The organism is Pseudoalteromonas sp. NH0006-46, assembly GCF_057547735.1.
In genome coordinates this window covers 151172-171100 of record NZ_BAAJML010000007.1, presented here as the reverse complement: position 1 = coordinate 171100, position 19929 = coordinate 151172, and the positions used below count along the sequence as shown (strand labels likewise).

Sequence of the window (19929 nt, the reverse complement as noted above, 5' to 3'; positions counted from 1 at the left end):
TAAATAGAAAAAAGGCACTTAACAGTGCCTTTTATATATTTATTAAGTAATTAGTATTAGCTCAATTAATCATCATCTTCAACTAACGTCATCAATGATGTATTTCCACCCGATGCCGTTGTATCTACACTAATTGTTTTTTCAGTGATAAGACGTTTGATTAATGTGTCGTAATACTCAGAACTGATCACCGGTAATATAGCGCCTTTACGCTGCGCAAGTTGTTGGCTGAAGTAACCTAAACGAGACGAACGCGCTGCAACAACTGCGCCGGCTAAATGAGGATGCCCCAAAATAGCTTGTAACTGATTAGGTTTAGCTACTTGGAATACCCCTTCGGCAACACCTGTAGCAATAAACTTCTCTCTGAATGCTTCGGCTTCTTCGTAAAACATTTCAGAGGCAACTGTAATTACTGTATTACCCGCGGCCAAGGCAGTAATGATAGATAACGCCCAAAAGTTAAAAGACGTGCTCTTATCGGCATAACAAACAACACAGCCGCGTGCTTCTAAATGAAGAGTATTAGACTCACCCGTTGGCCCAGGCAGTGTTGTAAATTTACGCATGTGCTTCTCAAGGCGGTTTAGCTGCGCACGCGCATCGGCTAGCGTTAATGCTAAATCGTCAGCTAAGTCATCAATGATCTCTACCGTAGCAATTTTGGCAAGAAGCTGGCGAACAGCAGATACACGGTCATTAAGCGGGGTTGCTCGCCAAATTTTTTCATCGCGCATTGAGTTAGCCATTAGCTTTTCTACTTGGGCATTTGCACCGCTGTAGTGGTGTAAATCAAGCTCATCAGGCGTTAGGTTCGTCATTTGCACGTTTTCTGGCGATGCTTTTTCTTTCACCAAACGCTGTAGGTAGTTTGGACCACCGGCCTTAGGGCCCGTGCCAGATAAACCTCGGCCACCAAATGGTTGCACACCAACAATTGCGCCAATCATATTGCGGTTTACGTATACATTGCCAGCACGAGACATTTTAGCAAGGTACTCGCAACGCTCTTCAATACGTGAATGCACACCCATTGTTAAGCCGTAGCCTGTATTGTTTATCTGATCGATTACTTCATCAAGTTGATTCGCTTTAAACCGAACAATATGAACACATGGGCCAAATACTTCGCGTTTAAGTACAGAAAGATCTTTTATTTCGTATAAACGAGGAGCAAAGAAGTACGCACCATTTTCACTGTTGTCCGGAATTTTACATTCGTAATGAAGTGTTGCATTGCCTTTTAAATACTCAACATGTTCAGTTAAGTTTTTAAGTGCTTTTTCATCGATGACAGGCCCTACATCGGTAGATAACAATGACGGATCACCAATATGTAATTCAGCCAAAGCACCTTTAAGCATTTCAATGATGCCGTCGGCTACGTCTTCTTGGATAAACAATACACGTAGAGCTGAACAGCGTTGACCAGCGCTTTGGAAACCAGAACTTATAACATCATCAACGACCTGCTCAGGCAGTGCTGTTGAGTCAACAATCATACAGTTTTGGCCACCTGTTTCGGCGATTAATGGCACTTGTATATCGTTTCGTGCTGCAAGCGTTTGAGAAATTAATGTGCCGGTTTCAGTTGAACCTGTAAACATAACTGCTTGAATACGTTCATCAGGAACTATTGTTTTACCCACTTCACTACCGCGTGCAATAACAGGCTGTACAACGTGCTCAGGTAAGCCAACCGATAGCATAAGTTCAATGGTACGTAGAGCAATTAAGCTTGTTTGCTCTGCCGGTTTGGCAATAACGGTGTTACCCGTCACAATAGCAGCAGCCACTTGGCCTAAAAATATAGCGAGTGGGAAATTCCATGGGCTAATACATAGAATTACACCTCGTGCTTCAAAGCGCTCATCTTCTGAGAGTTCTTCGGCTCGTGCAGCGTAGTAACGACAAAAGTCGACTGCTTCACGTACTTCATCTATGCCATCTTGTGCTACTTTACCCGCTTCTGTGATACAAATAGCAACGAGTTCGTCATGATGACGTTCCAAAATATCAGCAATGCGGCGTAATAAATTAGCACGGTCTTTTACAGGGGTTTGCGACCATGATTCAAACGCTGCTTCTGCATTAGCAAGTAGTGTTTTCATTTCATCGCCACTTTGTAGTTTTACATGGCCGATGATTTCTTTATGGTTTGCTGGGTTTTTAACAGCAAGTGATCCATCAGGGACTTGGCTTTGATCTATTCGATGTTCGTTAAACCAGTTGTCTAGGTTTTCTTTAAACGGGGTAATAACGTTTATATCGGTTAAGTCCATGCCTTTAGAGTTGGCGCGTTCTTCGCCGTATAAATCAATTGGCATTTTAATTTGCGTATTGTATTTGTTACGAAGTCCTTGCAGCGTTTCTACCGGATCTGGCAGCAATGTTTCTACCGGTTTAGAGGTATCAACTATGGCATTTACAAACGACGAATTTGCACCATTTTCTAGCAAACGTCTAACAAGATACGCCAGTAGGTCTTCGTGTTGGCCAACCGGGGCATACACGCGACATTGAATTTTTTCTTCAGTTACAATTTGGTCAAATAGCGACTCACCCATACCATGTAAACGTTGGAATTCAAACCCTGTGTTATCGCCTTTAGCCACTTCTAAAATAGTTGCTGCAGTGTATGCATTGTGCGTTGCAAATTGTGGGTATAGCACATCACGTACTTCTAGCATTTTAATTGCACAGGCTTTGTATGATACGTCTGTTGTGGCTTTGCGGGTAAATACAGGGTAGTGATCTAAACCATCTTGCTGTGTAGTTTTAATTTCAGTATCCCAATAAGCGCCTTTAACTAAGCGCACCATTAGTTTACGACCTACACGCGTAGCAAGCTCTGTTAGCCATTCGATAACAAAAATCGCACGTTTTTGATACGCTTGAACAGCTAAGCCAAACCCTTGCCAGCCATCCAACTCTTTATCGCTAAATACGGCTTCGATAATATCCAGTGAAATATCTAAACGGTCAGCTTCTTCAGCATCTACCGTAAAACCAATATCATACTGTTTTGCAGCTAGAGCAAGCTCTTTTAGCTTAGGTACAATTTCTGCCATTACTCGATCTTTATGAGTGAACTCATAACGCGGATGAATAGCAGAAAGCTTTACAGAGATACCCGGGCTTTTAATCGGACCACGGCCATTTGCCGCTTTACCAATTGAGTGGATGGCATTCATGTAGCTGTCAAAGTAGCGTTTAGCATCTTTACTTGTACGCGCGCCTTCACCAAGCATATCGTAAGAATATACATAGCCTTTTTGCTCTGTGTCGGCAGCACGTTCAATTGCTTCGTTTATGGTACGACCCATAACGAATTGCTTGCCCATAATTTTCATTGCAAAGTTTACAGACTTGCGAATAACTGGCTCACCTAAACGACCAATGGTCTTTTTAAGCATACCAAACTGTTGGTCTTTGGTTTTATCTGTGTAGTTAACCATTTTACCGGTTACTAATAAGCCCCAAGATGATGCATTTACAAATAAAGAGTCGCTACTGCCTAAATGAGAGCTCCAATCACCTTTTGCTAACTTGTCGCGAATAAGGGCTTCTTGGGTTTCTTTGTCTGGTACACGAAGCAGCGCTTCGGCTAAACACATTAACACTACGCCTTCTTCACTTGAAAGCGAAAACTCATTGAGTAGCGCATCTACACCGCCTTGACCATCTTGTTCTTTACGGATGTTTAAAACAATCTGGCGGGCTCTTTCCCAGGCACGGCTTCGTGCTTTAACGCCTACTTCTGCAAGCGGTAAAATATGATCGATAACCGCATTTTCGTCTATGCGGTAAAAGTCACGGATTTTTTGTCTTATAGGACAGTCAGTTGTTAAATCGCCGTTGAATAACATAAGCAACCCTTAGCAGTGTTAAGATTTAAAGTAAATTTAATTACCAATAAAATACCAGTGATATTGAGAGTGCATTCTAAATAAAATTCAGCAGAATATGCTGGTTAAATTTGTCGATTTACGATAATTTACAGGGCATAAATTTAACTTATCCGCATAAAATTCTGTATGACAAATCCAAATAGATTACGCATGCTAGATCGCATTGATTTAGCAATTTTAGACGTTTTGCAAAAAAACGGCAGAATTTCTAACGTTAACTTAGCAAAACAAGTTAATTTAAGCCCAAGCCCATGCCTTGATCGCGTAAAGCGATTAGAGCAAGAAGGCTATATTGAGGGTTATTATGCTAAATTAAGCGAAGCTAAGTTAAACCAAAGCTTAGTGGCTCATGTTCAAGTGTCGTTGGTCACTTCAAATACTGCTGTATTTAAAGTATTTAAAGAACACATATTAAGAATGGAACAAGTTGTAGAATGTGACATGGTTGCAGGCGGTTACGACTACTTATTAAAAATACGTGTATCTAACATGGAAGAGTACAGGCAAGTGTTGGGAGACTTAGTTGATATCCCCGGTGTAGGCACACATCATACTTATATGGTTATTGAAAAAGTAAAAAAAGATAAAGGGTTATTAATCGAAATTTAATCCCACACATTTAAAGCATACATAATAATGCTTGTATGCTTTAGTATTCATAGTTGCCCAGCTTCCTTCCCTTGTTGTTTTCTAATACCTTAATTTCATATTTTTAATTTATAAAGAAATAATTAGTACTGCCTTAGTTTTGCCCATACAATGCGAAAAATAGCATGCACATCTTTAATAAAGTACCGTTTTTCTGCAATTTTTAATTGAGAAGGTAAACTGTCAATAATGTGCTTTTTAATTTTAAGGTTTTTTAATGATTGAGTATCCGGTAGATCAACTCCCACAACTCATAAACGACTTACTGCAATGCGACACCACAGAACGTAAAAATAAACTGTTGGTTGATGCACAAAGCACACTTTCTACAGAACATCTATCGTTATTGTTTGAAGCAATACCCAAAGAGCAGCGGCTCGAAATTTGGCAATTACTCGACGAAGATACACAGCATGAAATTTTTGTAAATTTAAGCCCTGACAGTTGTTTATGGTTACTGCAAACACTTGATGACAGTGATGCATTTAAATTACTTGATGAAGTAAATGTAGAAGAGCTACTTGAATTAGAAGAAGTGATACCAGAGCGGTTTGTCGACTATGCAAAAAAGCAATTAGATGAAGCGCAAACCAAGCAGTACGAGCTAGCACAACAATACCCACCAGAACAACTAGGTCACTGGCTAGGTTTTGATATTTTAAAGGTGTCTGACAAGTTAACTGCTGGTGGTGCAAAAAAACTTTTATTCAAAGGTGTACCGCAATACAGCGAAGTTATTTATTTAGTGACCCGCAAAGGCAGTTTAATTGGTGAAGTAGCCATTAACGATCTTATTAAAGCACACGATAACGATAATTTAATGACACTAGCAAATCATGATTTTTCATCGTTGCATGCAGACGATGATTTATATGAAGCTGCTGAAGTCGTAATTCACTCTGAGCAAATGGCTATGCCTGTTGTAAATTCAGATAATGAATTATTAGGGCGATTAACAATTGCCTCTGCTTACGAACTTCGCCAAGAAATAACCGATGAAGCCACCGCAAAGGCCGGTGGTTTACGAGAAGACGAAGATTTATTTGCCAGTGTACGAAAAAGTGCTAAAAACCGTGGTATTTGGCTAGGTATAAACTTGGCCACTGCATTTTTAGCATCATGGTTTATTGGTTTATTGGTTTATTTGGCGCCACTATAGAGCAAGTGGTTGCTTTAGCGGTACTTATGCCGGTTGTAGCCTCAATGGGAGGAATTGCGGGTAGCCAAACATTAACCGTTATCGTGCGTGGTTTGGCTTTGGGGCAGGTGACTGATTCAAACCGCAATGCGTTACTTAAAAAAGAACTAAGAGTCGGGGCTGTTAACGGTTTAGTGTGGGCATTTGTAATTGGTTTACTTACCTACTTATGGTTTAACGATTTGATGTTAAGTGTAACGATTACAGTCGCTATTTTATTAAACTTAGTAGCGGCCTCGCTCGCGGGCGTTGTAATACCATCAATTTTAGACAAAATGAAAATAGATCCAGCGTTATCTGGCTCTGTTATTTTAACAACGGTTACCGACATTGTTGGGTTTGTGACCTTTTTAGGTTTAGGCAGTTTGTTGCTGCTATAAACTTTTTAATAGGAAAATAAAATGACGTTTGATGTCATGATTTGGTGTGCTATTGCTCTGTGTATTTCGCAATCGGCAATATTTTCGGGGTTGAATTTGGCGTTCTTTTCGTTAAGCCGATTACAGCTTGAAATGGAAAGTTCAAAAAGAAACGAAGCGGCAATTAAGGTTATGGCACTTCGTAACGACTCTAACTTTTTACTAGCAACCATTTTGTGGGGTAACGTGGGTATTAACGTTTTACTCACGTTGCTCTCTGATTCTGTATTAATGGGCGCTAGCTCGTTTTTATTCTCAACGATTGCGATTACGATAATTGGTGAGATAACACCTCAAGCTTATTTTTCTCGTAATGCATTAAAAATGGCGAGTATGCTTTCGCCATTAATAAAGTTTTATCAAGTTTTGTTTTATGTTGTTGCTAAACCAACAGCCTTGGTACTTGATGCATGGCTGGGCAAAGAAGGTATTACCTATTTTGCTGAAAGCGAGCTTAGAGGAATAATACGAAAACACATTGAGGCAGAAGAAGCTGATGTGCAACATGTTGAAGGTATTGGTGCACTTAACTTTTTTAGCTTAGACGAAATCAGTGTAACTAAAGAAGGGGAAATAATTGATCCAGATTCTATAATCTCTTTACCTACTAAACTTGATTTACCTATTTTTCCTGAACTGACATTATCAGCCGATAATGACTTTTTACGTAAATTACACAAATCGGGCTATAACTGGGTAATTTTGACTAACAACGATGGGTGGCCGTTATTAGTGGTTGATGCCGATGGTTTTTTACGAGCAGCATTATTTGAGCCAGATACTTTTGACCCTTACCATTTTTGCCACAGACCTATTATTGTAACGGATGAAACACTGCGTTTAAGTGAAGTTATTTTAAAAATACGCGCAAATCATTCGCTCGATAAATCGTTTGATGGTGCTATTGATCACGACGTTGTGTTGGTATGGGGTGATGAGAAGCGCATTATTACTGGTGCTGATATATTCGGTCGTTTATTAAAGGGAATGAATGCGCCAAAGTTAGAGATGAACGAAAATAAAGAAGTACAGCCGCTGGCAAAATAGTAAGTTAATCTATTTTTATAGTTAAGCCAGTGCTATATATGCATAGCTCAATATTTGATATGCGAATAAAAAAGCCGCTAATAGCGGCTTTTTTATTGAACAACATTCATTCAATTAATTTATGCCCAACCTTCGTAACGCTTACGGCGCGACAAAACAATGGTTAAAATAATTCCCAAAAATAACCCTAAAAATGCAATCGCACCGCCGTAGGTAAGTAGTTGTCGTTTTTCTTTTGAACTAGCGGCTTCTTTTTGCGTGCGCTCTTGCGCGAGTGTTGTTTGCAGGCTTGTAATTTGCGCTGATAATTGCAGGTTTTGATCGGTTAAGGTTTGATTTTGCTTTTGTAGCTGCGGTAGTTCTATTTGAGCAAGGCGTAAATTTTCCTGCATGGTGCTCATTTCGCTGCTTAAGGTTTGGTATTGTTGATGTAACCCAGGCGTAGTAGAAATAAATTTAGTTTCAATCCAACCTTCGCGGTCTTTGTCGTCCTTTATTTTAATAAAGCCGTTTTCTTCGCCAGACAGTACGGTTATTTTTGTTCCTGCGTCTACAGAGCCTAGTAGTCGATAATTTTTACTCGCCCCTGAACGCATAAATGTATATAAATTGTCGATGATATAAGCGGTATTTGCATCTGATGAACTCGCTGTTGTTGCTTCATCTTGTGCGTAGCTTATAAACGTAGTGGCTGTTAAAAGTAGCCCGAATAAACAATATTTTAGCATTTATCTACCTTGTTGTTCTTACTGAGTCCGTTATGAACATGGTTTTTTAATTCACATATAAAGCAAGATAGTAGGGATTTAGCCTTTTAAAAGCAAGGCTGATATTGTAACCCTGCCATGATTAAACCACTCAAAAAAGCTAAAAAATTTGCATTGTTAGAGCGCTTTGTTTATTTTGACCACTTATTTATTTTAAAGGTAATCCGCAAACCGAATGGATACTGAGATAGAACTGAAATTTTTGGTATCAGATGCCGTTGTCCCACTGATCCCCTCATTAATTACTCAATTTGCAAAAACGGTTATTAATAAGCCTTCACGTAGTTTGCAAAATGCTTATTACGATACGCCTAGCCGTGAATTAAGAGCCCTTGATATTGGTTTTAGAACCCGTTGTTCTGACAATCAGTGCGAACAAACTATTAAGCTTGCTGGCGAAGTGGTAGGTGGCCTTCATCAGCGCCCAGAATATAACTTACCTATTGATTCCAGCCGCCCAAACTTGATGGCGTTTAGTGCTGACATTTGGCCTCATGGAATGCAGGTAGATGCGATTTCACAAAATTTATTTCCTATTTTTAGCACTAATTTTATTCGTCGTACGTGGTTAATTGAAACGCAAGGCGGTGCAAAAATAGAGGTCGTGCTTGATAAGGGCGAGATTGCTGCTTCTGGGCAAGTTGAGATGATCAGCGAGCTGGAAATAGAATTAATCGAAGGCAGCCGCAATGAACTGTTTGCTTTGGCCGATATTTTAGTTAGCCAAAACTGTATTCGACTTGGTTTGTATTCAAAAGCAGCGCGTGGCTATCGTTTAGCCGACGATAATCCACTTAAGCCTAGTAAGTCGATTGGATTTGTTAAGCTTCCTCGCTCTGCAACCCAAGAAAACGCTTTAAAAGAAGCAATGAACTTTGGTATTCGGTTTGTGCAAAAGCATGAGCAGTGTTACTTCGATAAACCGAGTTTAAAAACCTTAAAAAGGGTGACTGACGGTATTAGTTTAATTCGTCATACCTTTTGGTTGTTTGACGATATAGTCTCTAAAGACAGCACCGAACAATTACGCACCGAGCTTAAGTGGCTTTTGAGCGAGTTAGCATGGGTAGAAAATGCAATTCAGTTAAAAACTTATACGTCTAAACGTCATGCCTTTTATAAAAAAATAAATGCAGCGCCCGCTTTGGCGCAAGTTATTAACGACTTAAAAGAGCTGCAGCCAAGTATTGATGACATTAATGCGCTGTTTCATAGTGCCCGGTATAATCGTTTATTGCTCTCGTTAACAACGTGGTTGATTGACAAGCAATGGCGAAAAGATTGGGGGCAGGTAGAGCTCCAAGCTGCAGAAAATCCAGTGTCTTCAATTGCTGAAAGATTGTTTAATAAAGACTGGAAAAACCTGCACCAGTTATTGCCAAAAGAGCAAACGCTAGGCGTAGCTGACTACCTTAATTTACGAATGCAGCTTGAAAACAGTTTGCTAAGCGGTAATTGCTTAGGATCGATGTTCGATAAAGAAGAGCGTCTTGAGTTTAGATTGCCGTGGTTAGATATTTCGCATGGTGTTTATGAACTCAGTACCCTTGAGTATTTAAAGCAATTATGTGCTGGCCAAGAAGATGAGCAACTAGCCAAAATTCAATCTTGGTTAGATCAAAAATCGGAATACTTAGTCAGTGCAATGGAGCAAAGTCGGCTTGCTTCGTTTGACATAGCGCCTTATTGGCAAAAATGATGATCAAGCACTTTTGCAATTTAATCCCAATGCAAAAGTGCATTTGCTTCCTAATTATTTTGTTAAGCTTTAACGTTTACTCTGAGCCTCGTTGGCTATTATACAAAAACGAGCAAGGAGTAAGCATTGAGTATCAGCAATTTTCTGATGATACGTTTGTTGTAAAAGGTCAGCTTAATATTGAAGATGTAACAGCAAATGACTTCTTAGATTTATTAAGTGATACGCGTATTGCGTCAAGTTGGCTTGAAAACACGTCTAAAGTACGTTTAATTAAAGCACTTAGCCCTTCAGAAAACCTCGTTTATAGCTATATCGACTCTCCTTGGCCTGTTGCAAACCGAGATGCTGTTACCTATTCGTGTTATTCAAGATTATCTCCGCAGCAAACTAAGCTTTCTATTGAATCGCGTCCAGAAGAATTGCCATTAACTAAGCGTGTAGTAAGAATTAAAACGCTTAATGCACATTGGTTTCTGACACAAAAAGACGAAGATTTAAATATTGAATATCAGGTTTACGCCTTACCTGGAGGAAATATTCCAACCTGGCTATACAATAAGGTGGGACTTAAAAGTACCTTTAAAACGCTGGTGAATTTACGGACAATGCTAGAAACTAAAAGCTACACCGCACGCGAACCGGTTATTAAAGCTGGCGCTTGTAATTTACGCGAAATGACAGCTAAATAAGTCATTACAAAACAGCAAGGGATTACACCTATAAATGACTCAGTTAAGCCATTTATAGGTGATTGCTCAGTATTTTAATATTTGGCTGATTTAGACTCTTTAGGTAGTGAGTTTTGAATAAACTCTCTTAAGTCGTTATTTGAACTTTCTAAGTCAGCATGGCGAAGGTACATCATGTGCCCACTTCTGTAGCCTTTAAAACTCAAACGATCTTTCATTTTTCCACTTGGATCTAATTGCCACATTGTGTACTTGGCATCAAAGTAATTGGTTGCACCATCGAAATAACCCGCCTGTACCATTACATTTAAGTATGGGTTTTGAGCCATCGCTAAGCGAAGGTTTTCACCGGTATTATTGCCACTTCTATCCCAAGGATGAACGTTACCAAATAAGTTATATTTTATGTCGGTTTTATAGTTTAACTCTTCGCGCAGGTAGTAATTGATTGCAGGTGTAAACGAGTGTAACCATGAAGTCAGCTCTGCCCAGTAGTCAGGTGAATCCCCTGCATCGCGTTTGTCTATGCCTAGATAGCGAGAGTCTAAACGACCAACTGTTTGGCCTCTATCACGTAATAATTCTTTCCAGAAGTATTGCGTAGGGATATCAAGGTTGTTTTGATCGACAAACGTGTCTGAAAGGCCAGCATACGCAGCCATTTTTTTAATGATACGACGCTTTTCGTCTTGCGCTAAAAAGCCACCTTTTGCTAAAGCTGGTATTAATTCGTTTAAAGTAAATTGCTCAACTTCAGGAAGGAGTTCGTCTAAATCTTTTGCTTGTAAATCGGCATTTAGTGCTTTGTGATACCACGCGGTGGCTGCAAAGTATGGCAAACGATTTGCCGCTTTAACTGGGCCTTCGCGTTTAATTCCAATGTCTGTTGGTGACACTAATACAACACCGTTAATATACATCCATTGGCTATTTTGTAGCTCATGTGCAAGGCCCGATACGCGTGTTGTGCCATAGCTTTCGCCAATTAAAAACTTTGGAGAGCGCCAACGCTCTGTTCTATTTACAAAGGTATTTAGCCACTCGCCAAGGTATTTAATGTCGGCGTTAACGCCAAAAAACATCTCTTTTTGTTGAGCTTTAGAAAGCATTTCGCCTTTTTCGTTTTCAATAACTCGCGAATAACCTGTATTCACAGGGTTTACATAAACAATGTCGGCAACATCAAGTACAGAGTATGGGTTGTCTTTAACACCATAGGGTTGAATAGGGTAGCCTTCATCATCAATTTTTAATACACGTGGGCCGGTGTAGGCTAAGTGCATCCAAACTGAGGCTGAGCCAGGGCCACCATTAAAAGAAATGAGCAATGGACGTTTGGTTCTATCATCAACTTTATCGCGTGTGTAATAGGTGTATTGCAGTGTAGCAACGGCATCGCCTTTGTCGCCCCATACGGGTTGAGTCCCTGTTGCAACCGTATAATTAAAGCGTTGACCATTAATTTTAGCTTTGTGTTGGGTGATAACTTTACTATCTACATCAATACGGCGTTGATTATCAGCATTAGCATGGGTACTGAGCATTAATGCAAAAACCGTGATTGGTAAAATACGACTAAGCTTCATGAGGTATCCTTATTATATTTAATAACTCATTAAAGATAAAAATGAGTGAAATAACAAAGGTAATGAGACTAGCTGCCGATATAAGTGGTTAAGTTAATTAAAATTAGCTGGTAAGTAGATAAAACGATTATTAATGGTTTAAATATTTGTTTAATTATTTAGCTAATAATTAAAATCAGGTATATTTGCTTGTAGGTTTGTTTTTTTATTATATCTGTCGATTTACAAGCTACTTAATGGAATGTGCTTTAATATTTAAAGCGTTCAATAACAATGACTCTGGATGTTTTTTACTTATTTTTACTTATTTTTGCTGCGTAAAGCGTAGTACCGGTAAGTTTTATTATTTTGCATTTGCAGCAAATGTTGCAAAAATAATGAGAACAAAGAGAAGGTCTATGCAAAGAGTATTAGTGGTTGAAGACAGCAAAGTAGTGCAGCAGGTTTTACGCCACTTAACCGCCCAGTATTTAGATGTTGCCGTTGATTTTGCTTGGTCTTTAGCTGAGTGCAAGGCTTACGTAGAAAAGTACGACTATTCCCTAGCGCTTGTTGACTTAACACTTCCAGATGCCCCAAGTGGCGAAGTTGCCAAATACACACTTTCTAAAGCAATTCCAACGGTTGTGCTTACATCAAAGATAGACGAGTACAAACGCCAGCAAATGCTAGAAGATGGTGTGGTTGATTACGTTATAAAAGATAACCGTGATTCTTATCATTATGCTGTTAAGTTAGTATCACAACTTCTCAGAAACCAAGGCTGTAAAGCGTTAATTGCCGATGATTCTATGTTGAGCCGTTCATTAATGAAACAAATGCTCGAAAAGCAATTATTTGATGTGACAACCGCGAATGATGGACAGCAGGCACTTGAAATACTAAAAGCTGATGCAGATATAAAGTTACTTATGACTGATTACGCTATGCCTACAATGGATGGCTTTGAGCTAGTTAAAGCCGTTCGTAATTTTAGAGGGCGAGACGATTTAGCCGTCATTGGATTGTCTGGCGCAGGTAAGCATGGTTTATCAGCACGCTTTATAAAATATGGTGCAAACGATTTTTTAACCAAACCGTTTATGAATGAGGAGTTTCACTGTCGTGTACTGCAAACAATGGAACAGCTATCACTGATTGCAGATATAAAAGAAAGTGCATTTAGAGATCATTTAACGGGTTTATATAATCGACGTTACTTTTATCAATATGCTGAAAAGCTATTAAAAAACAAAGATCAAAACAATACGCTTGCGTTACTTGATGTGGATTTTTTCAAAAATATAAACGATACATTTGGTCACGAAGGCGGCGATCAGGCGCTTAAACAGGTTGGCTCACTTATTCGCTCAACCTTTGCAAAATTTACGGTAGCAAGAGTCGGTGGAGAGGAGTTTGCCATTGTGTTACCAGACATAGATTTAGCGAGAGCTCGCGAGTACCTTGAAGCATTTAGAAAAAAAATGGCGAGTTACGATTTTTCTATTAGTGACAAGCCATGCACGATAACGGCGAGCATTGGGCTTGCAGAGTTTCAAAATACGAATTTAAAAGATGCGATGCGCGTTGCCGATAAAGCGTTATATGAAGCAAAAAGTAAAGGTAGAAATTGCATAGGATAAAAACGTGTTAAGTTTTGGTGCAGTGTTACATGTGCACCAATGTAGCTAAGTTGTTAAAAAAGCGCACCTAAATGGTGCGTTTTTTTTGTGGTAAAGCAAAGTATTTTAATTAAGTTATTGTTTTTAAATTAGATTAAATAGTGGCACAAAGGTTGGATTATGTAACTCAACAGGATAACAATAAAGAGTCCGAGGGGGCCACTATGAAAATGATTAGTGCAATCATAAAACCATTTAAATTAGACGATGTGCGTGAAGCGCTCGCTGATTTAGGAATTGAGGGGATGACTGTAGTTGACGTTAAAGGTTTTGGACGTCAACGAGGTCATACAGAGTTATACCGTGGTGCAGAGTACCAAGTCGATTTTATTCCAAAGATCAAACTTGAAATTGCAACTCGTACAGAAAATTGCCAACGCGTAGTTGAAGCTATCACTAAAATTGCATCAACAGGCAAAATTGGTGACGGCAAAATTTTTGTGTACGACTTAGATCAAATTGTTCGTATCCGTACTGGCGAACTTGACGAAGAAGCAATTTAAGAGGGGCTTATGGAAAATACAATTGTAGAACTTAAATTTTCACTCGATACATTTTACTTTTTGATATCGGGGATATTGGTAATGTGGATGGCAGCGGGTTTTGCCATGTTAGAAGCAGGCTTAGTTCGCTCTAAAAACACCACTGAAATTTTAACTAAAAACATCGCGCTTTATTCAATCGCATGTACCATGTTTTTGTTAGTTGGCTACAACATCATGTATGTAGACAACGCTGAGGGCGGAATCATGCCATCACTGGGTGCGTTAATTGGTACGCAAGCTGCTGATGCCGATCACTCTTTAGAGTCTGACTTTTTCTTCCAAGTGGTTTTCGTTGCAACAGCTATGTCAATTGTATCGGGTGCGGTTGCTGAGCGAATGAAGCTATGGGCTTTCTTAGCATTTACTGTTGTTTTAACTGGCTTTATCTACCCAACGGAAGGTTACTGGACATGGGGCGGTGGTTTCTTGTCTGAAATGGGATTTGTTGATTTTGCAGGTTCTGCCATTGTTCATGGTGCAGGTGCAGCAGCAGCACTAGCAGGTGTTATTTTGTTAGGCGCTCGTAAAGGTAAATACGGTAAAAACGGTGAAGTTTACCCAATTCCAGGTTCTAACTTGCCACTTGCAACTTTAGGCACATTTATTTTGTGGATGGGCTGGTTTGGTTTTAACGGTGGTTCGCAGTTATTACTATCAGATAAAGAAAACGCAACGGCTGTAGGTCAAATCTTACTTAACACTAACGCGGCTGCGGCAATGGGTGCAATTGCAGCACTATTTGTATGTAAAGTATTATGGGGCAAAGCAGATTTAACAATGGTACTTAACGGTGCGTTAGCGGGCTTGGTTGTTATTACTGCAGACCCTCTTTCACCTTCTCCATTAATGGCTTGTTTACTTGGTTTATTAGGCGGTTCATTAGTTGTATTTAGCATTATAGCTTTAGACAAGATTAAGATTGATGATCCAGTAGGTGCTATTTCTGTACACGGTGTGTGTGGTGCATTAGGTATAATGCTAGTTCCGCTTTCAAACGGTGATTCGAGCATTGTTAACCAGTTAATCGGTTTAGTAACTATCTTGGCATTTGTTTTTGTAGCATCGTTCATTGTGTGGGCTATATTAAAATACACAATGGGTATACGTGTTACAGAAGAAGAAGAGCTAAACGGTATGGATCAACACGACTGTGGTGTAGAAGCTTACCCTGAGTTTGTATCTGTTCGTAATAACTAAATTTATATAGTGTGTTCATCAAAGCTCTACTTTAGGTAGAGCTTTTTTCGTTTCAGGGAAGGTTAATTTTTCAGGTGTTAGGGTTATGACCAATATGCTAAGCTCTCCTTTGTAAATAAACCGTTGGAACACATTACACTTACATGGCTGATAATAAAAAAACACCCAGTAGTAAAACCCCTTCTAAGCGTGCATCGAAAGCAAGCAGTTCGCCACGTAAAACTAAACCCAAATCAACAAAAAAAGCGGTAAGTACTGTTGTTAAACGCTCATTTATGAGAAAAACATGGTCAGTTTTTTGGAAGCTGAGCTTGGCGGTTTTTATTGCTATGGCCATGTACCTTATTTATTTAGACTCAAAAACAACACGTGTATTTGAGGGCAATAAATGGCAACTACCAGCACAAGTGTATGCGCGTGCAATGCAGTTTTACCCAGGGCAATTTTTATCAAGTCAAGAGGTGGAATTTGAACTTGAACGTCTAAATTACTCATCGGTTAATCGACTTAGCCGCACCGGCCAATACGTTAAAACGGCCGATAGCATTAAAATTTATCGACGTGAGTTTGAGTTTTATGATGGGCTGGAGGAGTCTAGGATTGTTGAGCTGCGTTTTGCAGGACAAAAGGTAGCCTCTGTAAAAGATAAATTTGGTAGGCGCTTGAATAATGCTCGCTTAGAGCCTGTTCAAATAGCCCGCATTGGTAACGATTCTAAGCAAGATAGGGAATTTGTGCCCCTTGATAAGTTTCCTGCTATGTTAAAAGACACTTTGCTAGTGGTGGAAGACCGTAATTTTTATGAGCACCACGGTGTATCTGTTTTTTCTATTTTACGTGCTTTGTATACCAACATTAGAGCAGGACGAACGGTGCAAGGCGGTAGTACATTAACGCAGCAACTCGCTAAAAATATATATTTAACCCGTGAACGTTCGCTGCTGCGAAAAATAAATGAGGCGTTTATAGCGCTTATTCTGGATTATCGTTACTCAAAAGACCAAATATTAGAGGCCTACTTAAACGAGGTTTATTTAGGGCAATCGTATAACCAAGGCGTGCATGGAATGGGCTTGGCGTCTGAGTTTTATTTTTCAAAACCCGTTGATGAGCTTGAATACGACCAAATAGCGCTGCTAGTGGCGATGGTAAAGGGCCCGTCTTATTACAATCCTCGCCGTTATAAAGAGCGCACTATGGAGCGTCGCGATTTAGTGCTTCGCCTTATGGTAGAAAACAAATTAATAAGTACAAAAGAATACCGAGCATCGCTTAAGCGCTCAATAGACATTGCGCCAATGAAAGAAAGTTTACAAAAATCATACCCAGGGTATTTAGAATTGGTGAACCGTGAATTAAATAAATTACTACCCGATCAGCAAACGTTAGATGCTGGTGTTAGGGTTTTTACTTACTTTGATTTACAAAAACAAACAGCAATGGAAAATTCGGTTGAGAAAAGCTTACCGTATTTAGAGAAACGCCCTAAAACAGATAAACTTGAAGTGGCTATGATCTCTGTAAATTCAGATAAGGGTGGTGTATCGGCCCTTGTAGCAGGGCGCGACGTTCGATACTCAGGCTTTAATAGAGTGCTGGATACAAAGAGAAATATAGGCTCTTTAGTTAAGCCCGCCGTTTATTTAACAGCGCTGCAATCACCAAATTATAATTTGGCCACATTACTTGATGATTCGCCGTTACAGGTAACCAATGAAGAAGGTAATGTATGGCAGCCTGAAAACTTTGATCGTCAATACCGTGGTGCAATCCCGCTTTATCAAGCATTTAGTAATAGTATTAATATACCTGCTGTTAATTTAGGCTTAGATATAGGAGTGGATAAAGTTGCAAATACACTTAAATCACTCGGAGTGGATGATCAAATAGATGAATACCCATCTTTACTCTTAGGAGCTTTAGAGTTATCTAGTTTTGATGTAGCTCAGCTTTACACCACTATCGCAAATGACGGTGAGTATAAGAAGTTGACGTCTATTTCAGCACTAACCGACTCTGTAGGTAACGTGCTATATAAACATCAAGTAAGTGCAGAGCCTCGTGTTGATAAAGCGTCTGTATACATGACTAAGTATGCAATGAAACGCGTAACAAAAGACGGCACAGCCAAGCGTTTAAATTTACACTTTCCGTCTATTCAATTAGCTGGCAAAACAGGCACCAGCAACGATTTGCGCGACAGCTGGTTTGCTGGATTTGATCAAAATACGGTAACTGTTGCATGGCTTGGCCGCGATGATAATAAAAGCACAGGTTTAACTGGCAGCGTAGGGGCGCTTGAGGCTTATATTCGTTATTTAAAACCACTTAACCCACAAGCTATTGCTGATACTCGCCCACCTTCAATTCGTTGGGCTTTTGTAAACGAGCACACAGGTAAACAAGCTCCGCCAGGATGTGGCAAAGTGATCCAACTTCCATTAAGAGTGAGTGAATTTGAGCCAAGACCGCGCTGTATAAAATGATAACCCAAACAACACAGCCGCTATTTAGCGGCTGTGTTGTTTATAGATATTAATAACTAAGATTTAAAAAAGCGCATTGACGTTGTTAAGTCGTTCGATAAGCGTGAGAGCTTCTCTGCGTCTTGCAGCGTTGACTGTGCTGAGACGAGTGTATGGTCAGCCAAGTTATTTACTTCCTGCGAGTCATTTAGTGCCTGAGTTGTCGCATTGGCTTGTTGTTTAACTCGTTCAGCGATTACCTCGCCTTGATGCTTTATATCACCCATGCTACTTTCCGCACTTTGCAGTACTGTATTTGTTTGATTTGCGGCTTCGACAGATAATTCCATTTTTTCAACGCTTGAACGCATTTTCACTTGTGTATCGTCAGATGCTTTTTGCAGTGTGCTAATAATTTGGTGAATTTCTTGTGTTTGTGTTTGAGTACGTAACGCAAGTGTTCTTACCTCATCTGCGACTACCGCAAAACCACGTCCGTGTTCACCAGCTCTGGCCGCTTCAATTGCTGCATTTAGTGCTAATAAGTTTGTTTGGTCGGCAATTTCACTGATCCCTTTACTAACTTTGCTTATTTCTTGGCTATCTTGGGCTAGCCGGTCGAGTGCTTGTTGGCTTTCAGTAAACTCTATTTTTAAATCTTGCATATATTGAGCAAGCTCCATGGTATTACTCGACCCTTGTTTTACATGCTCTGCGGCATTTTGAGCGGTGAGGGTTGCTTGATGAGCCGATTCTTCAATTGCATGTGCAGTTTGCGCCATATCGCTTAATGCATGGCTAATTGCATTTACCCGCGTTTGCTGTTTTATTACGTCGTCGCTAGTTTGGCTACTGGCATGCGAAAGAGACTTAGTGGCATCGCAGAGTGCTTTTGTGCTGGTTTTAACATCTGAAAGTAAATGTGAAAAGGCACTAAGTAGGGCGTTGTACTGCTCAGCAATAACACTCATTTCGTCATTACCATGTAAGTTAAGAGTTGAATTTAGATCACCGTTAGCGGCCTTAGTGGCTGCTTTGGAGAATCGACTGATGGTATCAACGACTGCAAAATAAAATCCAACCATTAAATAAAGTGCAAATAATAAACTCATTATTGAGGCAACTAATACGGTGTTTCGGGTCCACTGCTGACCTTTTATTTTATTGCTAATTAACGACTCTAAAGTTGGGATACTTGTGTTGATTAAAGCGCTAATATTTTTTTGAACATTGTCAGTGAGTGCTGAAAATTCACGCTGAGTTAACTCTATGTCGTCGGGTTCAAGTAGTTTTTTATCTATCGCGTTCTTAAATGCTGAGACTGATTTTTGTAGTTCATTTAAAGTGGGAGAAAGCACTTTATTTACCGATTTATCCGCTGACGTTGCAATAGCGAGTGTTTTCAAAAGTTGCTGCTCAAATTGGGGTAACGATTTACTTAGGTTTGAAAGTGCAATAAAGGTATCTGGGGTAAATTGGTTATTGTTCAGTACTGTATTTGCGCTCGCGGCGGTTAGGTTTATTTGAGTGATAAAAGCAGGGACACGGGTTACCAACGCGCGATTTAAATAGGCACTGGCCAGTTCACTATCAAGCGCTAAATTAGATTGAATTGACACAAGCTCAAGAACATCTTCGGCTTCATTGTCACTTATTTTGAAGCCTAGTGCTCTTGCTATATTGATGTTTTTGTCCGTTTCATCCTTTATTTGGTTAGTGAGTATTGCCTGATAGCCTTTTAAGCCTTGTTGTTCCATTTTTGATACATGAATACTTTTGCTCAATAACGACACTAGAAAAAACATGCTCAGTGCAAGTGGGATCAAGAGAATACCAAATGTAATACTTATTTTTGCTTTGTATTTTAGGTTCGCCATTAATCGCGTTGCAGGCGCAGCAAACTGCCGTAATCCAGACATAAGATTCTCTTGTAATTAATAAAGTAGGGTGAAGACAACTAGACCTTGTTACGCTTAATTATCATTCAATTATGTTACTTTACAAATAAAAAAAGCCCTTAGTGGGCTTTTTTAAATCTTTAGCTTGAACAACTAATTTTAAATATGAATAAATAAAATATTTTTGGCAGCGTTA

At 39.6% G+C, this 19929-nt stretch carries 12 protein-coding genes and 1 pseudogene; 9 read left to right on the top strand and 4 right to left on the bottom strand.

Annotation, left to right across the window (positions count from 1 at the left end; genetic code table 11):
* Nucleotides 1-65: 65 nt before the first annotated feature.
* On the bottom strand, nucleotides 66-3869 hold the full coding sequence (gene putA / locus AC27I2_RS14250) for a bifunctional proline dehydrogenase/L-glutamate gamma-semialdehyde dehydrogenase PutA (protein ID WP_487204641.1): 3804 nt from the start codon (nucleotides 3867-3869) through the stop codon (nucleotides 66-68).
* 168 nt (nucleotides 3870-4037) lie between these two features.
* Here putA and AC27I2_RS14245 point away from each other — a divergent pair, with 168 nt between their 5' ends.
* From AC27I2_RS14245 to AC27I2_RS14235, 3 genes and pseudogenes are all read left to right on the top strand, one after another.
* Nucleotides 4038-4520 carry a winged helix-turn-helix transcriptional regulator gene (locus AC27I2_RS14245; protein ID WP_058404975.1) on the top strand — a complete coding sequence of 161 codons (483 nt, stop codon included), beginning with the start codon at nucleotides 4038-4040 and terminating at the stop codon, nucleotides 4518-4520.
* A 256-nt stretch (nucleotides 4521-4776) separates the two neighbouring features.
* Nucleotides 4777-6137 (top strand): annotated as a pseudogene (locus tag AC27I2_RS14240) (magnesium transporter).
* Between the two features lie 21 nt (nucleotides 6138-6158).
* The gene (locus tag AC27I2_RS14235) at nucleotides 6159-7223 is read left to right on the top strand and encodes a DUF21 domain-containing protein (RefSeq protein ID WP_058404977.1); all 1065 of its coding nucleotides are present in this window, start codon (nucleotides 6159-6161) and stop codon (nucleotides 7221-7223) included.
* Between the two features lie 119 nt (nucleotides 7224-7342).
* On the opposite strand, the gene AC27I2_RS14230 is transcribed toward AC27I2_RS14235, so the two are convergent.
* Nucleotides 7343-7951: a TIGR04211 family SH3 domain-containing protein gene (locus AC27I2_RS14230; protein ID WP_058404978.1), complete on the bottom strand. Its 609-nt coding sequence runs from the start codon at nucleotides 7949-7951 to the stop codon at nucleotides 7343-7345.
* A 214-nt stretch (nucleotides 7952-8165) separates the two neighbouring features.
* On the opposite strand from AC27I2_RS14230, the gene AC27I2_RS14225 reads away from it, so the two are divergent.
* Both AC27I2_RS14225 and AC27I2_RS14220 read left to right on the top strand, forming a co-directional pair.
* Nucleotides 8166-9689 carry a CYTH and CHAD domain-containing protein gene (locus AC27I2_RS14225; RefSeq protein WP_487204640.1) on the top strand — a complete coding sequence of 508 codons (1524 nt, stop codon included), beginning with the start codon at nucleotides 8166-8168 and terminating at the stop codon, nucleotides 9687-9689.
* Complete coding sequence (locus AC27I2_RS14220) at nucleotides 9689-10381, top strand: START domain-containing protein (RefSeq protein ID WP_487204688.1); 693 nt, start codon at nucleotides 9689-9691, stop codon at nucleotides 10379-10381. Before AC27I2_RS14225 ends, AC27I2_RS14220 begins: the two co-directional genes overlap by 1 nt.
* A 74-nt stretch (nucleotides 10382-10455) precedes the next feature.
* Here AC27I2_RS14220 and AC27I2_RS14215 read toward each other — a convergent pair whose 3' ends face one another.
* On the bottom strand, nucleotides 10456-11967 hold the full coding sequence (locus tag AC27I2_RS14215) for a S10 family peptidase (protein WP_487204639.1): 1512 nt from the start codon (nucleotides 11965-11967) through the stop codon (nucleotides 10456-10458).
* Between the two features lie 398 nt (nucleotides 11968-12365).
* Between AC27I2_RS14215 and AC27I2_RS14210 the strand changes: the two genes are divergently transcribed.
* The 4 genes from AC27I2_RS14210 to mrcB all read left to right on the top strand — a co-directional run bounded on the left by AC27I2_RS14210 (nucleotide 12366) and on the right by mrcB (nucleotide 17856).
* Complete coding sequence (locus tag AC27I2_RS14210) at nucleotides 12366-13589, top strand: GGDEF domain-containing response regulator (RefSeq protein WP_138527557.1); 1224 nt, start codon at nucleotides 12366-12368, stop codon at nucleotides 13587-13589.
* A gap of 203 nt (nucleotides 13590-13792) precedes the next feature.
* Nucleotides 13793-14131, top strand: coding sequence for a P-II family nitrogen regulator (locus AC27I2_RS14205; RefSeq protein ID WP_004587162.1), 339 nt, complete (start codon nucleotides 13793-13795; stop codon nucleotides 14129-14131).
* A gap of 9 nt (nucleotides 14132-14140) precedes the next feature.
* A complete protein-coding gene (locus AC27I2_RS14200; RefSeq protein ID WP_487204638.1) occupies nucleotides 14141-15370 on the top strand; it encodes an ammonium transporter in 1230 nt (409 codons plus the stop codon).
* A 143-nt stretch (nucleotides 15371-15513) separates the two neighbouring features.
* Nucleotides 15514-17856 (top strand): penicillin-binding protein 1B, encoded by a 2343-nt coding sequence (gene mrcB / locus AC27I2_RS14195; RefSeq protein WP_487204637.1) that lies wholly within the window; start codon nucleotides 15514-15516, stop codon nucleotides 17854-17856.
* Nucleotides 17857-17912: 56 nt separating this feature from the next.
* On the opposite strand, the gene AC27I2_RS14190 is transcribed toward mrcB, so the two are convergent.
* Complete coding sequence (locus AC27I2_RS14190) at nucleotides 17913-19754, bottom strand: methyl-accepting chemotaxis protein (protein ID WP_487204636.1); 1842 nt, start codon at nucleotides 19752-19754, stop codon at nucleotides 17913-17915.
* Nucleotides 19755-19929 lie beyond the last annotated feature (175 nt).

What these genes read in the sequence shown, in the direction of transcription:
- putA (WP_487204641.1), bottom strand. Translation starts at nt 3,869, where the DNA reads ATGTTATTCAACGGCGATTTAACAACTGACTGTCCTATAAGACAAAAA.
- AC27I2_RS14245 (WP_058404975.1), top strand. Translation starts at nt 4,038, where the DNA reads ATGACAAATCCAAATAGATTACGCATGCTAGATCGCATTGATTTAGCA.
- AC27I2_RS14235 (WP_058404977.1), top strand. Translation starts at nt 6,159, where the DNA reads ATGACGTTTGATGTCATGATTTGGTGTGCTATTGCTCTGTGTATTTCG.
- AC27I2_RS14230 (WP_058404978.1), bottom strand. Translation starts at nt 7,951, where the DNA reads ATGCTAAAATATTGTTTATTCGGGCTACTTTTAACAGCCACTACGTTT.
- AC27I2_RS14225 (WP_487204640.1), top strand. Translation starts at nt 8,166, where the DNA reads ATGGATACTGAGATAGAACTGAAATTTTTGGTATCAGATGCCGTTGTC.
- AC27I2_RS14220 (WP_487204688.1), top strand. Translation starts at nt 9,689, where the DNA reads ATGATCAAGCACTTTTGCAATTTAATCCCAATGCAAAAGTGCATTTGC.
- AC27I2_RS14215 (WP_487204639.1), bottom strand. Translation starts at nt 11,967, where the DNA reads ATGAAGCTTAGTCGTATTTTACCAATCACGGTTTTTGCATTAATGCTC.
- AC27I2_RS14210 (WP_138527557.1), top strand. Translation starts at nt 12,366, where the DNA reads ATGCAAAGAGTATTAGTGGTTGAAGACAGCAAAGTAGTGCAGCAGGTT.
- AC27I2_RS14205 (WP_004587162.1), top strand. Translation starts at nt 13,793, where the DNA reads ATGAAAATGATTAGTGCAATCATAAAACCATTTAAATTAGACGATGTG.
- AC27I2_RS14200 (WP_487204638.1), top strand. Translation starts at nt 14,141, where the DNA reads ATGGAAAATACAATTGTAGAACTTAAATTTTCACTCGATACATTTTAC.
- mrcB (WP_487204637.1), top strand. Translation starts at nt 15,514, where the DNA reads ATGGCTGATAATAAAAAAACACCCAGTAGTAAAACCCCTTCTAAGCGT.
- AC27I2_RS14190 (WP_487204636.1), bottom strand. Translation starts at nt 19,754, where the DNA reads ATGTCTGGATTACGGCAGTTTGCTGCGCCTGCAACGCGATTAATGGCG.